Origin of the sequence: Methylobacterium sp. J-092 (assembly GCF_022829325.1) — a bacterium.
In the GTDB taxonomy this organism is placed as follows: Bacteria; Pseudomonadota; Alphaproteobacteria; order Rhizobiales; family Beijerinckiaceae; genus Methylobacterium.
In genome coordinates this window covers 17032-35251 of the sequence record NZ_JAKSXU010000070.1, presented here as the reverse complement: position 1 = coordinate 35251, position 18220 = coordinate 17032, and the positions used below count along the sequence as shown (strand labels likewise).

Genomic DNA, 18220 nt, shown 5'->3' with positions numbered 1-18220 from the left:
TATGGGAGCCGGAACGGGGGCCGGGGACGGGCGATGCGGGATCTGGAGCCGACGCTGTTCGGCTATATCTGGCGACATTCGAAGCGCGACCAGTTCGCGATCTGCGCCGTCGTGCTCGCATCGCTGCCGTTCTACTTCGCCTCGCTCGACCTGCCGAAGCGCATCGTCAACGACGCCATCTCCGGCAAGGCGTTCAAGGGCGGGCGCGAGACCGTCGACTTCCTCGACCTCATCATCCACTGGCCCGGCTGGCTCGGCGGCGAGCAGGAGGTGCTGTTCTCCGGCTTCGAGGTCGACCGCACCGGGCTGCTGTTCGGGCTCTCCGGGCTGTTCCTGACCCTCGTGCTGATCAACGGCGCGTTCAAGTTCTGGATCAACCTCAGCAAGGGCGTGCTCGGCGAGCGCATGCTGCGGCGCCTGCGCTTCGAGCTGTTCTCGCTGATGCTCCGCTTCACCCCGGACACGACGCGCGAGGTGAAGTCGTCGGAGACGGCGACCATCATCCGCGACGAGGTCGAGCCGATCGGCGCCTTCATCGGCGACGCGATCGTGGTGCCGTGCTTCCTCGGCACGCAGGCGGCGACCGCGCTGATCTTCATCCTGATGCAGAACCTGTGGCTCGGGCTCGTCGCCGGCTCGATCGTCCTCGTGCAAATCGTTGTGATCCCGCGCCTGCGCCGCGAGATCATCCGCTTGAGCCGGAAGCGCCAGATCGCGTCGCGGAGCTTCGCCGGCCGGGTCGGCGAGGTGCTGGACGGGCTCGAGGCGGTCACCGTCAACGACACCGGGCGTTGGGAGCGTGCCGAGATCGGCGGCCGGCTGTTCAGCCTCTACGACCTGCGCCTGCGGATCTACCGGCGCAAGTTCCTGGTGAAGTACCTGAACAACCTGCTCGCGCAGGTGACGCCCTTCCTCTTCTACGCGATCGGCGGCCTGTTCGCGCTGCGCGGCGAGCTCGACATCGGCCAGCTCGTGGCCGTGCTGGCCGCCTATCGCGACCTGCCGCCGCCGCTCAAGGAGCTGATCGACTGGGACCAGCAGCGCCTCGACGTCGAGGTGAAGTACGAGACCGTCGCCGCCCACTTCGCGCCGCACCGGCTGCGGCCGTCCGAGCCGGAGGGCCAGGGCCTGGTCCGGCCCCTCGGCGGCCCGCTCGAGCTGGACGGCGTCAGCCTCAAGGATCCCCTCGGCGGCCCGGCGCTCGAGCTCGGGGCCGTCAGCCTGCCGATGCCGGTGCAGGCCGCGATCCTCGCCCCCGCGGGCGGCCTCGGCCACGTGGTCGCGCGGCTCGTCGCCGGGCTGCAGGCGCCGCAGGGCGGAACGGTGCGGATCGGCGGCGCGGACGTCGCCACGCTGCCGCAGGCCCGCCGGGCCCGCGCGCTCGCTTATGCCGGCCCGGAGCCGGTTCTGTTTCCCGGCACGATCCGCGACAATCTCGCCTACGGCCTGCGCCGGCGCCCGGTGATCCGCGACGACGCCGGCAGCCCGGAGCGTGCGCGGCGCCGGCGCGCGGAAGCGCGGCGGACCGGAAACCCGGTCGAGGATGCGAGCGATCCCTGGATCGACTACGCCGCCCTGGGCCTGGCGGACGCCGCCGCCCTCGACGCGCGAATGCTCGACCTGCTGCAGCGCCTCGGGATGGGCGACGACCTCTACCGCTTCGGCCTCAGCGCCTACAGCTTGGTGCACCACGAGTCCGAGCCCGGGCGTCGGGTCGTCGCCGCGCGCCGGCACCTGCAGCAGCACTTCGCGGCCGCGGGCATGGCCGACCTCGTGATCCCGTTCGATCCGCGCCGCTACAACGAGCAGGCGACGATCGCGGAGAACCTCCTGTTCGGCGTGCCGATCGTTCCGGAACTGACCGGGCGCAACCTCGCGTCCGAACCGCGCTTCCGCGCTGCCCTCGACAAGCTGTTCCTGCTCGACGACCTCGCCCGGATGGGCGTGGCGATCGCCCGGAACCTGGTCGACATCTTCCGCGACGTGCCACCGGGCCATCCGCTGTTCCGCAGGTTTTCGCTGATCGCGCCGGACGAGCTGCCGGTCTTCGAGCAGCGGCTCTCGGCCCTCGGTGCCGACGAGGCGCCGCCGGCGGCCGACAACGAGGCGTTCCTCGCCCTCGCCCTGGCCTACGTCGAGCCGCGCCAGCGGCTCGGCCTCCTCGATGCGCCTTATCGGGCGCGGCTGGTGGCGGCGCGCTACACGGTCCGCGAGGCGCTTCGACGGGAGGACGGCACCGAGGACGTCGAGCCCTACGATCCCGAGCGGATCAACCGGCACAGCTCGATCCTCGATGCGCTGCTCTTCGGCCGGATCAACACCGCGCGGATGCACGGCGAAGCCGAGATCCAACGCCAGGTCCGCCTCGTCGTGCAGGAGTTCGACCTGGAACGCCGCATCCGCCTGCGCGGGCTGGATTTCCCCGTCGGCAACCGCGGCCGCCTGCTCACCCCGCGTCAGCAGGCGCTCGTCGACCTCGCCCGCGCGATCCTGCGGCGGCCGGAGATCCTGGTGGTCGACGGAACGATCCCGCATCTCGACGGCGGCGCATCGGCCCTGATCGCGGCCGTCACCAGCGGCGGGCCGCAGATCAGCCTCGTCGCGGTCGCGGCGACGGAAGCCGAGGCGGCGCCGTTCCCGGTTCGTCTGCGCTTCGACACGACCGGTGCGGTCCGCGTCGAGACCGCGCCGGAGCCGGAGGTCTCGGTGCCGACCGCGCGTTCGGCCTGAGGCGGCGCGTGAAACGCCGGCTTTCTGCCTGGAATTTCCGTGTTGGAAACCGATTCTGCACTGTCGTCTCGACAAAATGCCGAAGAAGCGTCATGGAATACGGTACGCGTCCGCGCGTTCCTGTCCAAATCCAAGAGAATCATACGCCGCATGTTGCGCAGCCGTGTGCGACGGTCCTTTACCGTCGAGGTCAAGTCGAAGAACCGCCACTCCCTGTCCTGGCCGGATGATCCTACCCCGGCGCCCCTGAACTGGGCCGCGCTCGATCCGGCGCCCGAGACGCCGTCGCCGTTCGATACGGTCTGGCCCGACCAGGCCGCCGCCCCCGCGCCGCCGGTGCCGGCGGAGAAGCCTCGGCGAATCCTGCAGAGCCTGATCGTGGCCGACCCCGAGCCCGAGGTGGCCGAACCCGTGATCGAGCGCGAGCTTCGGCTTCCGCGCGTGAAGCGGGTGAAGCCTCCGCAGATGCGGTCCGAAAGCCCGCGCTCCGAAGCCGGCCGTTCGGATCAGGCACGATCCGAAATGGTGCGCCCCGATGCGATCTGGTCGTTCGCCGACATCGCGGACGCGTCCTCGGAGCCGGCCGTCGCTGCCCCGGCGATCCCGGCTCCGCCGGTGACCGCCGTCGCTCCGGTCGCCGCAGCGCCTGTCGTGATGCGCAGGCCGACGAAGTCGCGATCGACCGAACCCGCCCTCGCGCCGGGCCAGCGCTGGAAGCGGCGCCTGCCGCGCTCCTGCCGCTAGCCGACGTTCGTGCGAGCCGGGCGCCGGCTCGCTCCATGCGACGGCACCCGTCGCACGAACGTCCTGTGATCCGGGGATCCTGGTTGCGGCCAGGCGCGGGGCGTCAGGCCGCCCGGCGCACGGCGTAGCGATAGCGGCGCCCCTCCGCGTCGAGCAGCTCGCTGTCGGAGGTCTCGCGCCAGACCACGTCGTCCTCGGGCCGCGCCGCATCGGTCAGCTCGGTGCCGCGCACGATGCTGAGCGCGATGCCGAAACCGTAATTGGTCGCCGTCGCCTCGGTGATGGCCGAGCCGATGTCGGCCTCGTCCGGCAGGCAGGCGAACAGGACGCCGTCGGCGATGGCGAGCGTGTAGGTTCCCATGGCGCGCTCCGCGGTTTTCGAAGCGCCGGACCGTATGAGCTGTTTCCGGCCGTGGAAGGGCGAGGGGTGGGATGATGCAATGCGGCGGGCGGCGGTTGCCCGCGGGAGCCGCATCGATCCCCCGAACGCAGGTGCGGAATGTCACGCCGCCGGCTTCGGCCGCGCACGCGATCGTGTAGACCGTCGTCGCCCGACCCCATGATCGCCGAACGCCGCGCACGCCCATGACGGACCCGCTTCTCGACCGGCTCACCGACATCCTCGGACCCGACGGCCTCGTCGTCGGCGACGAGCTCGCGAGCCGACCCGCGAGCTGGACCCGTGCGGACGAGCCTTGCGCCGCGGCCGCGCTCGTCCGCCCCCGCAGCACCGAGCACGTCTCGGCGGTGCTCGCCGCCTGCCACGCGGCGGGGCGCGCCGTCGTCCCGCGCGGCGGCGCCACCGGCCTCGTCGACGGCATCCTCTGCGCGCCCGGGGACATCGCCCTGTCGCTCGAGCGCATGACCGGGATCGAGGCGCTCGATCCCTTGGCGATGACGATGGTGGTCCGCACCGGCACCACGCTCGAGGCGGTGCAGGCGGCGGCGGAAGTGGCGGACCTGTTCTTTCCCCTCGATCTCGGAGCCCGCGGCTCGGCGACGATCGGCGGCACGATCAGCACCAATGCCGGCGGCCTGCGGGTGCTGCGCTACGGGATGATGCGCGAGATGGTGCTCGGCCTCGAAGCGGTGCTCGCCGACGGCACGATCGTCTCGTCGATGCGGCCGCTGATCAAGAACAACACCGGGCTCGACTTGAAGCAGCTCTTCGTCGGCACGGAGGGGACGCTCGGCGTCGTCACCCGCGCGGTGCTGCGCCTGCGCCCGGCGCCGGCCGGCTACGCCACCGCGCTCGTCGCCTGCGCCGACGTGAACGCCGCCGCCGCCATTCTCGCCCGCGCGCAGCGGGCGTTCCAGGGCCGGGTGTCGTCCTTCGAGGGCATGTGGCCCGACTTCTACCGGACGATGACCGCGCCCGGCCGCTTCACCCCGCCGCTCCCCCGGGAGCACCCGTACTACGCGCTGATCGAGGTCGAGTGCGTGCCCGAGGAGGAACCGCGCTTCTTGAGCCTGCTCGAGACCCTGATGGCCGAGGCGGTCGTGCACGATGCCGTGGTCTCGGCGTCCGAGGAGCGGCGCCGCGCGCTGTGGCGCATCCGCGACCGCGTCGAGATCCTGGTCGAGGCCGGGCTCGCCCGCCCGTTCGACGTCAGCGTCCCGCTTTCGGCCATGGCCGGCTACGTCGCCGAGGCGCGCGCGCGGATCGCCGCGATCCACCCGGACGCGGCCAGCGTCGCCTACGGGCATGTCGGCGACAACAACATCCACTGGAACACCGCGCGCCTGCCGGACCCCGCCCTCGAAGCGGAGGTCGAGGCGGCGATCTACGAGCCGCTCGCCGCGCTTCAAGGCTCGGTCTCGGCCGAGCACGGCATCGGGCTGGAGAAGCGCGGCAAGCTCGGGCTCTCGCGCTCGACCGCCGAGATCGCGACGATGCGCGCGGTCAAGCGCGCGCTCGACCCGAGGAACATCCTCAATCCCGGCAAGATTCTCGCGAACCCCGCCGGGTGACGGGCCTCAGAACCCGACGCGGTCGCCGCCCTTCAGCGACAGCATCTCGCGGGCATCGTCCGGCGTCGCGACCTCGAGCCCCAGCCCTTCGATGATCCGGCGGACCTGGGCGACCTGCTCGGCGTTCGACTGCGCGAGCCGGCCCGGGCCTGCCCAGAGGCTGTCCTCGAGCCCGACGCGGACGTTGCCGCCCATCGCCGCCGCCATCGCCGCGATGTTCATCTGATTGCGCCCGGCGCCCAGCACCGACCAGCGGTACTGGTCACCGAACAGCCGATCGGCGGTACGCTTCATGTGCATCACGTCGTCCGGGTGCGAGCCGATGCCGCCCTGCAACCCGAACACGGTCTGGATGAACAGCGGCGCCTTCACCAGGCCGCGGTCGAAGAAGTATTTGAGATTGTAGAGGTGGGCGGTGTCGTAGCACTCGAACTCGAATCGTGTGTCGTTGCCGGCGCAGGTGGTGAGGATGTGCTCGATCTGCCCGAACGAGTTGCGGAAGATGATGTCCTTGTTGGCCAGATACGTCCGCTCCCATTCGTGCTCGAGATCCTTGAAGCGGTCGAGCATCCCGAACAGGCCGAAGTTCATCGAGCCGAGGTTGAGCGAGGCGACCTCCGGCTTGAAGGTCGCGGCCGGGCGCACGCGCTCCTCGATGGTCATCGTCGGCGCGCCGCCGGTGGTGATGTTCACCACGCAGCTCGAGCGCTGCTTGATGACGGGCAGGAACTTGGCGAAGGCCTCCGGCGTCTGGTCGGGCTCGCCGGTTTGCGGGTTGCGGGCGTGCAGGTGGACGATGGCCGCGCCCGCCTCCGCCGCGCCGATTGCGGCGTCGGCGATCTCCTCCGGCGTCACCGGCAGGTAGGGCGACATGCTCGGCGTATGGATCGCGCCGGTGACGGCGCAGGTGATGATGACTTTTCGCGCGCGCGCCATGGCAGCGTCCGTCCCTGTCTGTTCGCGAACCGCTCCGGGCCCTTCGCTGCGATGGTAGCGCTGCCGCCCCGTGCGGGCCAAGCCTCGCTGAGCAAGCCTCGCTGAGCAAGCCTCGCCGAGCCGAGCGAGGGGATCGGCCCGCACTCAAGCCGGGCGCGATCCGGCCGCCGGCCGTCTCAGCCGGCGCCAGCCCATCGCCACGCCCGAGCCCGCGATCACCGATCCGGCCGCGAGCAGCAGCAGCATGACCCCGTCCCAGGCGGGCCGGTGGCGCAGGAGGATGCCGAGATCGAGGGTGTGCAGCAGGTCGAAGCCCCAGCGCTCGACGCGGCCCGATCGGTCGAGCCGGTTCAGGATCTCGCCGGTCTCGGGATCGATGTGGAACCACGTCGCCGCCGGGTCGTCGAATTCCACCCGGAGCACCGGCAGGCGCCGGGCGCGATGGTGCGAGGTCCAGTAGAAGTCCTCGCGCTCGAGCCGAGAGGTCGTCATCGATCGAGCCTCCGGGACCAGGCGGCGCGCGGCGGCGTCCAGCCGGTCGGGCGCGACCGGCGCCGTTCCGCAGCAGGCGATCTCCCGCCCGTCGCGGCAGGCGATCACCGCGAGCGGCGCACCGCCGAGCCAGGTGAACCGCACCTCCGCCGCGTCCGTGCAGGCGCGCTGGCGGATCGCGGCGCGGTCGAGCCCGGTGCGGGCGCCGGGTGCGTCGGCGTAGCGTTCGAGCATCGCCTGCGACGGGCTGGAGGAGGAGAACCAGCGGTTCGGGTTCATCGAGAGCCAGCCGCTGACGATGAAGCTCAACAGCGCGAGCCCGCCGATCAGGCCGCCGAGATGATGCCAGCGCGCGAGGCCGCGATAGGGCGTCACCGCGCCGGAGCGATAGCGTCGGGCGATCCGCATCCGCAGGAGCCCGAGAGCGAACCCGGTGACGGCTCCGACCATCGCGATCCCCGAGACCCACACGATCACCGTGCGCCACAGCGCCGCCTGCGCCCGCAGCGGCGCGACGTAGAGCCAGTGCGGGACGGCGCCGAACCAGTTCCAGAACCGCTCGTGCGCCGAGGTGTCGAGCACCACGGCACCGGTCGGCTGCGAGACGTAGAGCTCGGTGCCGTCCGCATCGCCGAGCGCGATGCGGTGGAGCGGGCGCACCGCATCGTAGCGCTGGTGCACCGTCCACAGATCGTAGGCGAGCGTGTCGCGGTAGGCCGGGCGCAGGCTGCGCGGATCGTGGCCGGCGATGGCGAGGGCCTCGTCCGGTGACGCGGGGCCGATCACCCGGCCGTCGACCGCGGAGACGGCGCGGCGGGACTCGTCCCAACGCGCGACCCGGTAGACTGGCTCGGCCCCCCGCATCGACAGGCTCAGCGCCCGGGGAAAGCCGGGCTCGTCGGCCAATGCCGCGTCCGGCGAGACCCGCACCGCGTCCCAGGCGATCGCGGGCAGCCCGGCCCGGCGCTCGGGCTCGGTCAGCGACGGGTAGGCGACGTACATCATCACCACGCCGCTCACGAACCACGTCGCGAAGAACAGCCCCGTGACGATGCCGAGCCAGCGATGGCCGAGATGCAGCCACCGCTTCCCCGTCTTGCCGAGCTTAGCGAGCTTGGCGAGCGTGCGCGCCGCGGAGGCCATCTCAGAACGCCGTCGTGAAGGCGACCTCGAACGAGCGCGGTCGCCCGAGGAGCCAGTTTGTGCCGACCCCGTCCACCGCGTTTCCGCTGATCGCGTAGACCTTGTCGAACAGGTTGAAGACGCGGAAGGACAGGCGCGAGGCCGGCGTGACCTGATGGTCGAGGCCGAGGTTGACCAGCCCGTAGGCCGGGCGTCGCGCGGTGTTGCCGAAATCGCTGAACACCTCGCCGACGTACTGGAACCCGACCCGTGCTTCCCAGGTCGGCGCGAAGGCGTAATTGAGCCAGAGGTTGGCGACCCGCTCGGGCACGTCGATCGGCCGGTTGCCGGCGTACGAAATCGTCGCGCCGTTCACGGCCTGGTCGAAGGAATCGTACTGCGCGTGCAGCAGGGCGAGGTTCGCGTCGACCCGCCAGAGCGGCGTGACCTGCAGCGAGAGCGCCGCCTCGACCCCGTAGGAGGATTGCCGGCCGACCTGCGTCGAGACGCTCGGCTGGCCCGGCACCGCCGAGATCAGGTTGTCCTTGACGATGCGGTAGCCGGCGAGCGTCCACTCGCCTCGGCCGTCCCAGAACACGCCCTTGGCGCCGAGCTCGACCTGCTCGCCGGTGGAGAGCTTGAAGCCGGCCAGCGATTGCGACAGCGTGATCAGGCTGTTCACCGGGTCCGTGGCGGTGGCGACCTGCGCATAGAGCGCGGTGTCCGGCGTCGGGTTGAACACCAGCCCGAAGCGGTAGCCGAGGCCCTGGAAGGACTTCTCGAACTGCGCGTTGCTCATCAGGTTCTCGCGCTGCAGGGTCGAGGCATCGAACCGGACGCCGGACAGGAACGAGAGCTGGTCGGTGAGGATCAGCCGGTCCTCGGCGAAGACCGAGGCCTGGTCGGTGCTTGTCGCGTAGGCCGGGCTGGCGCGGCCGTTCAGCGGGAACGAGCCCGGGTCGTAATCCGTCAGCGGGACGCTGATGACGAGGCCCGATCCGACGGTCGAGAAGTTATTGATGTGCCGGAAGTCGATGTGGTTCACGTCGAAGCCGGCCAGGAACTCGTTGCGGAAGCCGAACAGCGTGCCCTTGAACGCGGCGTCGAACCGGTTCCCGAGCTGTTCCTGCTGGTGGTAGATTTCGGTGTAGTCGCTCCGGTCGACCAATCGCGTCGATCGGTTGAAGCTGTAGGTCTCGACGTCGAGCCAGTGGCGCCTGCTCTGCAGCCGGTAGGCGGTGTTGCGCACCGTGATGTCGGCGGTGGGCGTCCACTCCGTCTTGAGCTGGGTCCAGTTGTCCGCCCAGGTGATCTTGGCGTCGCGGACGTTGTAGTTCTTGAACCGGATGAAATCCGGGATGCGCCCGTCGACCAGCGGCGTGCCCCAGTAGCGCGCCGGCTCCTGATAGCCGAGGTCGTGGCTCAGGGTGAAGGCGAGGTCGGGCGTGGCCTGGAGCAGGATCGCGCCCGAGACCGCGAGGTTGCGGAAGTCGCCGTCCGGGCTGATCCAGCCGCCGGCGCGGTTGCCGCTGACGTTGAGGCGATAGGCCACCGCGTCGCCGATCGGGCCGCCGGAATCGAGGGCGAGCCGCGCGATCCCGTCCGATCCGACGCCGGCCCGCACCACGTTGATGGGCGTGAAGGTCGGCTTCTTCGTCACCACGTTGATGACGCCGCCGATCGCCCCGTCGCCGTAGAGCACGGAGGCCGGCCCGCGCAGCACCTCGATGCGCTCGACGTTCCAGGTGTCGAACGGGAAGGTCACCGTGTTGGCGCCGACGAACAGCCGCGTGCCGTCGTAGAGCTGCTGGATCGAGTTCGGCCCCGAGAACCCGCGGCTGGTGAAGGCGCCGTTGCCGTTGCCCGGCGAGGCGATGGTGGTGATGCCGGTGGCGTTCTGCGTCACGGCGTCCGCGATCGTGTCCTGGCCGCGCAGCCGCGCGGTCTCGCCGGAGATGACGTCGACGCTGCCGGGGGTCTCCAGCGGCGTGAGGCCGAGGCGGCTCGCGCCGCGGTCGGGCGTGCGCAGGTTGAGGCCGACCGGCGCGGCGCGGCTCAAGCCGACGCCGTCGCCCGCGACCGTGAGGGTGTCGAGCACGACGCTCGCCGATTCGCCGGCGACCGGCTGCGCGCCGGCCTCTCGCGGCGGAGCGAGGATGACGAGCGCCGTGCCGGCGAGGAGCGGGCAGCGCATCGCGCGCCCGAGGGAACGAGCGGTTTGCAGAAGAACGAGCATGGATCGGATTCGGCTCTATCGGCGCGACGCGACGGCCTGCCCGACCCTCGATCTACATCGAATGTAACAATGTTACAATTAGGCGATCGGCCGAACGCGGCTCGGCCGCCGGCGCACGGATGCCGGGCGGCTTCCTGTGCGTCGTTCGGCGCGGGTCTCGCGGTGGGCAAGGGCATGGAAGGGACGTGCGGACGCGTGTGGTGGCACGTCACCGCGAACGAGGCCGCCCCGCATGCGCCGCGCGGGCCCATGCGTCTCGACACCCGTCGAGGCACCCCGCCCGACGCGTTTCGCGTGTGACCACGACTGACGGCAGGTCTCCTGGCTCGCGGGTCGCTGCCCCTCATCGTCTTCCCAGGCGCCGTGACCCAGTGACGTGTTGATGGAGGCTCGCCGCTTACAGTTGCGGGGGCAGCCGCGGCATCGGAAAGGCTCCTCGGAGCCTCGTCCTCACCGCGTTCCCTTTTGATCCCCGAGGGGAACCGTCCCCGCCAAGTGGCTTCCGCGGTCCCGAAGAGTCAACGGCCGGAATCACGCTCCTGTGAAGTGTGACCCGGCGGCGACAGCGACGGCGCGCACGGTGGCGCTAGGTCGAGACATGCGATCCGTCCTGCGCCGACGCCTCGACGACGACGCTCGGCGGCAAGGTTCCTCCGGCGCCGCCGAGGACGGAGCCGAGGTCGCCCGGCAGGGCGGTCTCCGCGGTCAGCTCCGCCGGCTCGCCGCCGGCCGCGTGCTCGTCCGCCACCAGGGCGACCGCGCCCGGTGCGATCAGGCCGAGGCTCGCCGCGTGCCGGGCGATGGCGGTGCTGTCGGCGGCGATGACGAGGTGGCTCCCGGCGGCCGCGACGACCTGCGCCAGCGCCTCGATCTCGCGGATGCGGTCGGCGTCCCGCGACACGTTGCGGATGTAGACCGCCTTCACCCGGCCGGGATGGTCGGCGACGATCCGGCCGTAGACCTCCGGATCGTGCTGCCCGCTGTCGCCGATCAGCACGAAGGGCAGGTCGCGATACAGCGACAGCATGTGGACGATCAGGGCGCGCTTGTGATCCTCCGCCCGGCGGGGGAGGGGGTGCTTCCACGACAGGCCCCATTCGCGCAGGAACAGGATCGGGCCCACCGGGATGCCGTGGATCGTGAAGAACTCCGACAGCATCTCGTACAGGCCCCACGGCGCGCGCGAGACGTAGAGCATCGGGTTGGCCTCGATGCCGTCCGGGCCGACGTAGAGGGCCCGGTAGAGCGCGGCGACGCCGGGGAAGGCGACGCGGTTCTCGGCATCCTCCACGAACAGCCGCCACAGCATCTTGGCCTTGTTGGCGACGCCCGTGCGCATCACCGTGTCGTCGATGTCGCTGACGACGACGCAGCCGGTGGCGCCCGGCGGCACGAACACCTGCCCCCGCGCCCGCACCGGCGGCTCCGCCTCGAGCGTGAGGTCGACGTCGTGCCAGCCATGGTCGCCCGCGGGCAACGCCTCCGGGCTGAGATGGACGCGGAAGTAGCCGTCGCGGTCGGTCTCGACCCGCGTCTGTGCGCCGCCGAAGCGGGCGGTGACGGCGGCATCCTTCAGCGCCCGCCGCGCGATCCGCCGGGCGATGTCCCGCAGCTGCGCGCGCAGGCTCTCGTCGCCCGGTGCCGTATCGGGGTGGGACTGGCGGAAGATGCGGCCGATCAGGAAGATCTCGTCGGCGGAGCCGTAGCCGCGATAGGGCTCGATGACGATGCCGCCGCGCCCCTGCGCCCGGCGGACCGGGCGGGCGACGAGCTTCAGCGCCCGGACCGCGCCCTTCCTCCAACGCCGCAAACGCACTCCCATCGCCGATCGCCCGCTTCCGTCGCCTGAGCCGGTCAACGCCGCACGCGTCGGATCGGAGCCCTCACGGCTGCACCTCCGGTGCGCCGTCGGGGCCGGTGGGCTCGTCCATCAGCGGATGCAGGTCGCGGACCATGCTCTTCAGGCGGTCGTCGAGGACGTGCGTGTAGATCTGCGTCGTCGAGATGTCGGCGTGGCCGAGCAGCTCCTGCACGATCCGCAGGTCGGCGCCGTTGTGCAGCAGGTGACTGGCGAAGGCGTGGCGCAGCACGTGCGGGCTGACCTTGTCGGCGCGCAGGCCCGCGGCCTCCGCCGCCGCCTTCAGGTCGCGGGCGAAGGCCTGCCGGGTGAGATGGCCGCTCTCGCTGTCGGCGGGAAACAGCCACGGCGCATCGCTCGGCGAGGCGGCGAGATGCCGGCGCATCGCGTCGCGCGCCAGCTCGGTGAGCGGCACGAGCCGTTCGCGCCCACCCTTTCCCCGCACCACGAGGTAGCGCTCGCGGGTCGAGGCGGCCGAGCGCGGAAGCGCGATCAGCTCGGAGACGCGCAGGCCCGTGGCGTAGAGCAGCTCGAGCAGGCACAGCATCCGCTGCGCCCGCCGCGCCTGGCCCGGCGCCTCGGCCTCGACCGCCGCATCGATCTGTGCGCGCGCCGTCGCGAGCAGCCGGTCGACTTCGGCGACCGACAGCACCTTCGGCAGCGCGCGGCCGCGGCGCGGGCCGGTGAGCGGCGCGCTCGGATCGGATTCGGCCAGCCCTTCCGCGTAGAGGAACTTGTGGAAGCCGCGGATGCAGGAGAGCCGCCGGGCGGCGGAGGCCGGCTTCAGGCCACGCGGCTCGAGGGAGGCGACGTAGGCGCGGAGGTCCGCCGCCTCGATCTCGGCGAGGTCGAGGCCCTCGTCGGCGATGTGACCGAAGTAGTCGTCGAGATCGCGCCGGTAGGCTTCGAGGGTGTTCTTCGCCGCCCCGCGCTCGGCGGCCAGCATGTCGAGGTAGGCCGCGATCTCGGGCGGCGTCCGCCGCTCGGCCTCGGGCGGACGCTCCTCCCTCACCGGCCGCCCGGCTGGAGCTTCGAGGCGGGGATGGTCACGCTCATTTCCCGCGGCGTCGGCGTCACGAAGGTCGCGAGCGCGAACATGCCGGCGAAGACGAGGCCGGCCAGGATCGCGAGGGTGGCGAAGAAACGGAATAGGGTCGGCACAGCGGTCGAACCTCGGGGCACGCGGACGCGATGGAGCAGGGCGCAGCGGGGACTTAAGTTTTGCGCCGCGGCGACCCGGGTTGCACCATGCCGCCGCCGCGCTGGCAAGGCCTGGAAGGCCACATCCTGCGCCCGTCTCGCCGCGACGACGGGCCGGCCCATCGGGCCGGCTCCACGCCGTCTCCGGGCCCTTTCCGAGATTTCAGGGGGTGGAGGCCGCGGGCCCGACCGCATGGGTGATAACCCCGCAGACTTGGTATAAGACCCGGGACACCGCCGCACCCGCTCCCAGCCCCGTCGCCGACCCGCCCTTTGCCGTCCATGCCGAGCCCCGCCCGATGACCACGCCCGAGCCGATGGGCGATCCGATCGAAGCGCGCCTGCGCCGGGCCCTCGGCTCGCGCTCGATCGTGCTCGTCGGCCTGATGGGAGCGGGCAAGAGCACCGTCGGCCGCCGCCTCGCGAGCCGGCTCGGCCTGATCTTCAAGGACGCCGACATCGAGATCGAGGCGGCCGCCGGCCTGACCATCCCCGACATCTTCGCGATCTACGGCGAGCCGAGCTTTCGCGACGGCGAGGAGCGCGTGATCTCGCGCCTGCTGCGGGCGGGGCCGCTGGTCCTGGCCACCGGCGGCGGCGCGTTCATGCGCGAGTCGACCCGCGCGCGGATCGCGGAATCGGGCGTGTCGGTCTGGCTCAAGGCCGAGCTCGACGTGCTGATGCGGCGGGTGCGCAAGCGCGGCAACCGCCCGCTGCTCCAGACCGAGGATCCCGAGCGGACCATGCGCGACCTGATGGACCTGCGCCATCCGGTCTATGCCGCCTCCGACGTGACCACGCTGTCCCGCGACGTCGCCCACGACCGCGTCGTGCAGGACGTGCTCGAAGCCCTCGACGCCTACCTCAACCCGCCGGACGAGAGCCGCGCGGTCGCCGCGCAGTGAAGCTGTCATGACCGAGACCCTCGCCGTCCACGTCCCCCTCGACCAGGGCCGCGACTACGACATCCTGATCGGGCGCGGCCTCATCGCCGGCGCCGGCGCGCGCGTGGCGGCGCTGGGCGGCAAGGCGGCGGTGATCGTCAGCGACGAGACCGTCGCGGCGCTCTACGGCGACGCCCTGCGGAAGAGCCTGGAGGAAGCGGGCCTGCGCTCCGCACTCGTCGCGGTGGCGCCGGGCGAGGCCTCGAAATCCTACGCGACCTACGCGTCGGTCTGCGACGGCCTGCTCGCCCACAAGGTCGAGCGCGGCGACCTCGTGGTCGCCCTCGGCGGCGGCGTCGTCGGCGATCTCGCGGGCTTCGCCGCGGCGACCTTGCGGCGCGGCGTGCGCTTCGTGCAGGTGCCGACGAGCCTGCTCGCCCAGGTCGATTCCTCGGTCGGCGGCAAGACCGGGATCAATTCGCCGCTCGGCAAGAACCTGATCGGCGCCTTCCACCAGCCTCGCCTCGTGCTCGCCGACACCGCGACCCTCGACACGCTCTCGGAGCGCGAGATGCGGGCGGGCTACGCCGAGGTCGCCAAGTACGGGCTGATCGGCGATGCCGGCTTCTTCGACTGGTGCGAGGCCCATTGGCGCGGGATCTTCTCCGGCGGGCCGGAGCGCGACGAGGCGGTGGCGATCTGCTGCTGCGCCAAGGCCGGCGTCGTCGTCCGCGACGAGCGCGAGGACGGCGAGCGCGCCCTCTTGAATCTCGGCCACACCTTCGGCCACGCGCTGGAACGCCTCACCGGCTACGAGTCGGCCCGCCTCGTCCACGGCGAGGGCGTCGCGATCGGGCTGGCGCTGGCGTTCCGCTTCTCGGCCCGTCTCGGCCTGTGCGCGGGCCAGGATGCGGGCCGCGTCGCCAACCACCTCGCGCTCGCCGGCCTTCCGACCACCCTCCAGGCCGTGCCCGGCGGCTGCGGCGACGCCGACGCGCTGCTCGACGCGATGGCGCAGGACAAGAAGGTGAAGGACGGCGCGCTGACCTTTATCCTCGCCCGCGGCATCGGCCGGAGCTTTATCGCGCCGGGAATCGAGCGGGACGCGGTGCGCGCCTTCCTGCAGGACGAGCTGCGGGCCGGCTGAGCCCGACCCGCATTAACCGCGGCGGAACCTCGCGGCCCTATCGTCGCCGCGCTGGCGCTCGGCCAGGATTCGGGTCGGACCATGGGCGCGTCGCAGGGTGTCAGCGCGTCGGAGCGCTTCGCGGCCAGCCTGCGGGAACGTCTCGCCGACGATGCCGGCCTGCTCCGTTTCGCGCGCCTGGCCGCCGCGTTCCTGGTTCCGACGATCCTGGCGCTGGCCTACCTCGCCTTCGGCACCGGTCCCGATCCGCGCCACAACTGGCTCGGCGACGTGATGGGCAGCGATCTCGCCCAGGTCTGGGTGGTCGGCCGGACGGCGCTGGGCGGACGCGCGACGGAGGCCTACGACCTGCCGGTGCACCTTCAGAACCTCGCTGCGGCCTTCGGGCCGGAATGCCGGTTCGCGTGGCATTACCCGCCGGTGTTCCTTCTGGCGGCGTCCCCCCTCGCGTTGCTGAGCCCGCAAGGGGCCTTCCGCGTCTGGATCACCCTCTCGCTCGCGATCTTCGCCGCTGCGCTCCACCGTGCGACCGGGTGGCGCGACGCAGTGCTGATCGGGCTCGCGCACCCGCTGGTGCTCTGCAATCTCGCCTACGGCCAGAACGGCCTCGTCACCGCTGGATTGCTGACGCTCGGAGCGATGCTGGTCGACCGGCGGCCCTGGCTCGCCGGTCTCTGCTTCGGGCTCGTCGCCTACAAGCCGCAACTCGCAGCGCTGGCGCCGTTCCTGCTGCTCATGACGGGCCGCCGACAGGCGCTCGCCGCCTGCCTCGCCACGGCGCTGGCCCTGTGCCTCGCCTCGGTCGTCCTGTTCGGGCTCGCGCCCTGGCAGGCCTTCGTCGCGAGCCTGTCGGAGACCAACCGGATCATCCTGCAGGAGGCCGGCGCCGGCCTCGATCTCAACGCCAGCGCCTTCGGCGCGGTCCGGCTGGCCGGCGGCTCGTTCGCGGCGGCCTGGACGCTGCAGATCGGCGCGAGCCTCGCGGCGCTCGCGGTCGCCTGGCGGGTCTGGGCCGGCAACGGCGACCTCGGCCTGCGCGCCGCGACGCTGCTCGCCGCGGCTCCGATGGTCTCGCCCTACGTGCCGGTCTACGACCTCGTCCCTCTGGTTCCGGCGACGATCCTCCTCGCGATCGCCGCCCACCGCGCCGGCGGCCTGCACGACCGTGAGCGGGCGTTGATGCTCGCCGCCCCCTTCGTCGCGCTGCTGCGCCCGGCGATGGCGGCGACGAGCCTCCCCTTCGGCTTCCTCCTCGGCCTCGCGACGCTCGCCTGCATCGCCGCGCGGGCGCTGCCGCGCCCCGTGCCGCGCCTGGGACCGGCGGTGCCGGCCAAATCCTGACCCTGCGCGCCCGGCGATAGGGCAATCCGGCGCCGAATCCCCTATGAGGGATGTCGCCGTCGCGCCTCGATCCCGAGCCTGCCGCGACGGCATGAGCTCGAAAACCCGACGCGATGGAAACCCACACCGACCTCTGGCTGGCCGCGAGCATCGTCGTGATCTCGCTGCTGCTCTCGGCCTTCTTCGCGGGCGCGGAGACAGCCTTCACCGCCGCGTCCCGCGCGCGGATGCATTCCCTGGAGGAGGCGGGGGATGCGCGGGCGGGCATCGTCAACCGCATCCTGGCGATCCGCGAGCGCTTCATCGGCGCGATGCTGATCGGCTACAACATCGTCGCGATCGGCGCCTCCGCCTTTATGACGAGCGTGCTGACCGCGGTCTTCGGCAAGAGCGGCGTCATCTACGCCACCGTCGGCATGTCAGTGCTGGTGATCGTCTTCGCCGAGGTGCTGCCGAAGACGCTCGCCATCTCGAAGCCCGACAAGGCGGCCCTGATGATGGCCCGCCCCGTCGCCTTCGCGGTCGCGGTGATGGGCCCGGCGGCGCTCGCGATCGAGAGCCTGGTGCGGCTGATGCTGCGCCCGTTCGGCGTCACGATCGGCGACCACCAGTCGATCCTGTCACCGACCGAGGAGATCCGCGGGCAGGTCGCGCTGCTGCACCGCGAGGGCGGGGTGGCCAAGGCCGAGCGCGACATGCTCGGCGGCCTGCTCGACCTCAACGACCTCTCGGTCTCCGAGGTGATGGTCCACCGCACCAAGATGCGGATCATCAACGCCGACCTGCCCTCCGAGGAGATCGTGCGCGAGGTGCTGGCCTCGCCCTACACACGGATGCCGCTGTGGCGCGGCACCACGGAGAACGTCGTCGGCGTGCTGCATGCCAAGGACCTGCTCCGGGCCCTCGACGCGGCCGGCGGCGACGCGTCCGGCCTCAAGGTCGAGGCGCTGGCGCTCGAGACCTGGTTCGTGCCGGACACCACCAGCCTGCGCGACCAGCTCAAGGCCTTCCTCTCGAAGAAGACCCACTTCGCCCTCGTCGTCGACGAGTACGGCGAGGTGATGGGCCTCATCACCCTGGAGGACATCCTCGAGGAGATCGTCGGCGACATCGCCGACGAGCACGACGTCACCGTCTCGGGCGTGCGGCCGCAGGGCGACGGCTCGGTCAACGCCGACGGCGGCGTGCCGATCCGCGACCTCAACCGGGCGATGGACTGGAACCTGCCGGACGAGGAGGCGACCACCATCGCCGGGCTCGTCATCCACGAGGCGCGCGCCATCCCCGACCAGGGAACCGCCTTCAACTTCCACGGCTTCCGCTTCCAGGTCCTGCGCAAGGCAAAGAATCGCATCACGACCCTGCGGATCACGCCGCTGGAGCCGACGGGGAGCAAGCGTGGCGACGGATGAAGGATTTGGCCCGTCATCTCGATAACCTATGTTACGGAGTTTTGGTAGTAGCCAGGCCCGAAACAGGCGTTTAGATGTTGTTTATGCTCTAGTCTGATGTTGTGCTCAGTCTCGGGTGCCGTATCACAGGTGTGGTCTCGGCCATCG

The 18220-nt window shown here is 71.4% G+C and carries 14 protein-coding genes and 1 riboswitch; of the genes, 7 read left to right on the top strand and 7 right to left on the bottom strand.

Features of this window, described 5'->3' with window-relative positions; genetic code table 11:
- The first annotated feature begins 33 nt into the window (after positions 1-33).
- Positions 34-2730, top strand: coding sequence for an ABC transporter ATP-binding protein (locus MKK60_RS07510; RefSeq protein WP_243984792.1), 2697 nt, complete (start codon positions 34-36; stop codon positions 2728-2730).
- Between the two features lie 42 nt (positions 2731-2772).
- Positions 2773-3474, top strand: a complete 702-nt coding sequence (locus MKK60_RS07505; protein ID WP_243984790.1) for a hypothetical protein — start codon at positions 2773-2775, stop codon at positions 3472-3474.
- Positions 3475-3577: 103 nt separating this feature from the next.
- Here the strand turns inward: MKK60_RS07505 and MKK60_RS07500 are convergent, their stop codons facing one another.
- Complete coding sequence (locus MKK60_RS07500; protein WP_147729370.1) at positions 3578-3835, bottom strand: hypothetical protein; 258 nt, start codon at positions 3833-3835, stop codon at positions 3578-3580.
- A 224-nt stretch (positions 3836-4059) separates the two neighbouring features.
- Here MKK60_RS07500 and MKK60_RS07495 point away from each other — a divergent pair, with 224 nt between their 5' ends.
- A complete protein-coding gene (locus tag MKK60_RS07495) occupies positions 4060-5445 on the top strand; it encodes an FAD-binding oxidoreductase (protein WP_243984788.1) in 1386 nt (461 codons plus the stop codon).
- A 6-nt stretch (positions 5446-5451) separates the two neighbouring features.
- Here MKK60_RS07495 and MKK60_RS07490 read toward each other — a convergent pair whose 3' ends face one another.
- The 6 genes from MKK60_RS07490 to MKK60_RS28585 form a co-directional block, all read right to left on the bottom strand.
- Positions 5452-6381, bottom strand: coding sequence for a 3-keto-5-aminohexanoate cleavage protein (locus tag MKK60_RS07490; RefSeq protein ID WP_243984786.1), 930 nt, complete (start codon positions 6379-6381; stop codon positions 5452-5454).
- Between the two features lie 144 nt (positions 6382-6525).
- Positions 6526-8016 carry a PepSY domain-containing protein gene (locus MKK60_RS07485; RefSeq protein WP_243984783.1) on the bottom strand — a complete coding sequence of 497 codons (1491 nt, stop codon included), beginning with the start codon at positions 8014-8016 and terminating at the stop codon, positions 6526-6528.
- A gap of 1 nt (position 8017) precedes the next feature.
- Positions 8018-10189: a TonB-dependent receptor gene (locus MKK60_RS07480; protein WP_243984943.1), complete on the bottom strand. Its 2172-nt coding sequence runs from the start codon at positions 10187-10189 to the stop codon at positions 8018-8020.
- 335 nt (positions 10190-10524) lie between these two features.
- A riboswitch (cobalamin riboswitch) is annotated at positions 10525-10733 on the bottom strand.
- Between the two features lie 84 nt (positions 10734-10817).
- Complete coding sequence (locus tag MKK60_RS07475; RefSeq protein WP_243984781.1) at positions 10818-12053, bottom strand: App1 family protein; 1236 nt, start codon at positions 12051-12053, stop codon at positions 10818-10820.
- A 61-nt stretch (positions 12054-12114) separates the two neighbouring features.
- Positions 12115-13101: a site-specific tyrosine recombinase XerD gene (locus tag MKK60_RS07470; RefSeq protein ID WP_313901115.1), complete on the bottom strand. Its 987-nt coding sequence runs from the start codon at positions 13099-13101 to the stop codon at positions 12115-12117.
- Positions 13098-13250: a histidine kinase gene (locus MKK60_RS28585; protein WP_147730042.1), complete on the bottom strand. Its 153-nt coding sequence runs from the start codon at positions 13248-13250 to the stop codon at positions 13098-13100. The genes MKK60_RS07470 and MKK60_RS28585 overlap by 4 nt, the downstream gene beginning before the upstream one ends.
- A 338-nt stretch (positions 13251-13588) precedes the next feature.
- On the opposite strand from MKK60_RS28585, the gene MKK60_RS07460 reads away from it, so the two are divergent.
- The 4 genes from MKK60_RS07460 to MKK60_RS07445 all read left to right on the top strand — a co-directional run bounded on the left by MKK60_RS07460 (position 13589) and on the right by MKK60_RS07445 (position 18073).
- Positions 13589-14194, top strand: coding sequence for a shikimate kinase (locus MKK60_RS07460; RefSeq protein ID WP_243984778.1), 606 nt, complete (start codon positions 13589-13591; stop codon positions 14192-14194).
- Between the two features lie 7 nt (positions 14195-14201).
- The gene (aroB, locus tag MKK60_RS07455) at positions 14202-15320 is read left to right on the top strand and encodes a 3-dehydroquinate synthase (protein ID WP_243984775.1); all 1119 of its coding nucleotides are present in this window, start codon (positions 14202-14204) and stop codon (positions 15318-15320) included.
- 81 nt (positions 15321-15401) lie between these two features.
- On the top strand, positions 15402-16661 hold the full coding sequence (locus MKK60_RS07450) for a glycosyltransferase family 87 protein (protein ID WP_243984773.1): 1260 nt from the start codon (positions 15402-15404) through the stop codon (positions 16659-16661).
- A gap of 113 nt (positions 16662-16774) precedes the next feature.
- Positions 16775-18073, top strand: coding sequence for an HlyC/CorC family transporter (locus MKK60_RS07445; RefSeq protein WP_147841603.1), 1299 nt, complete (start codon positions 16775-16777; stop codon positions 18071-18073).
- Positions 18074-18220 lie beyond the last annotated feature (147 nt).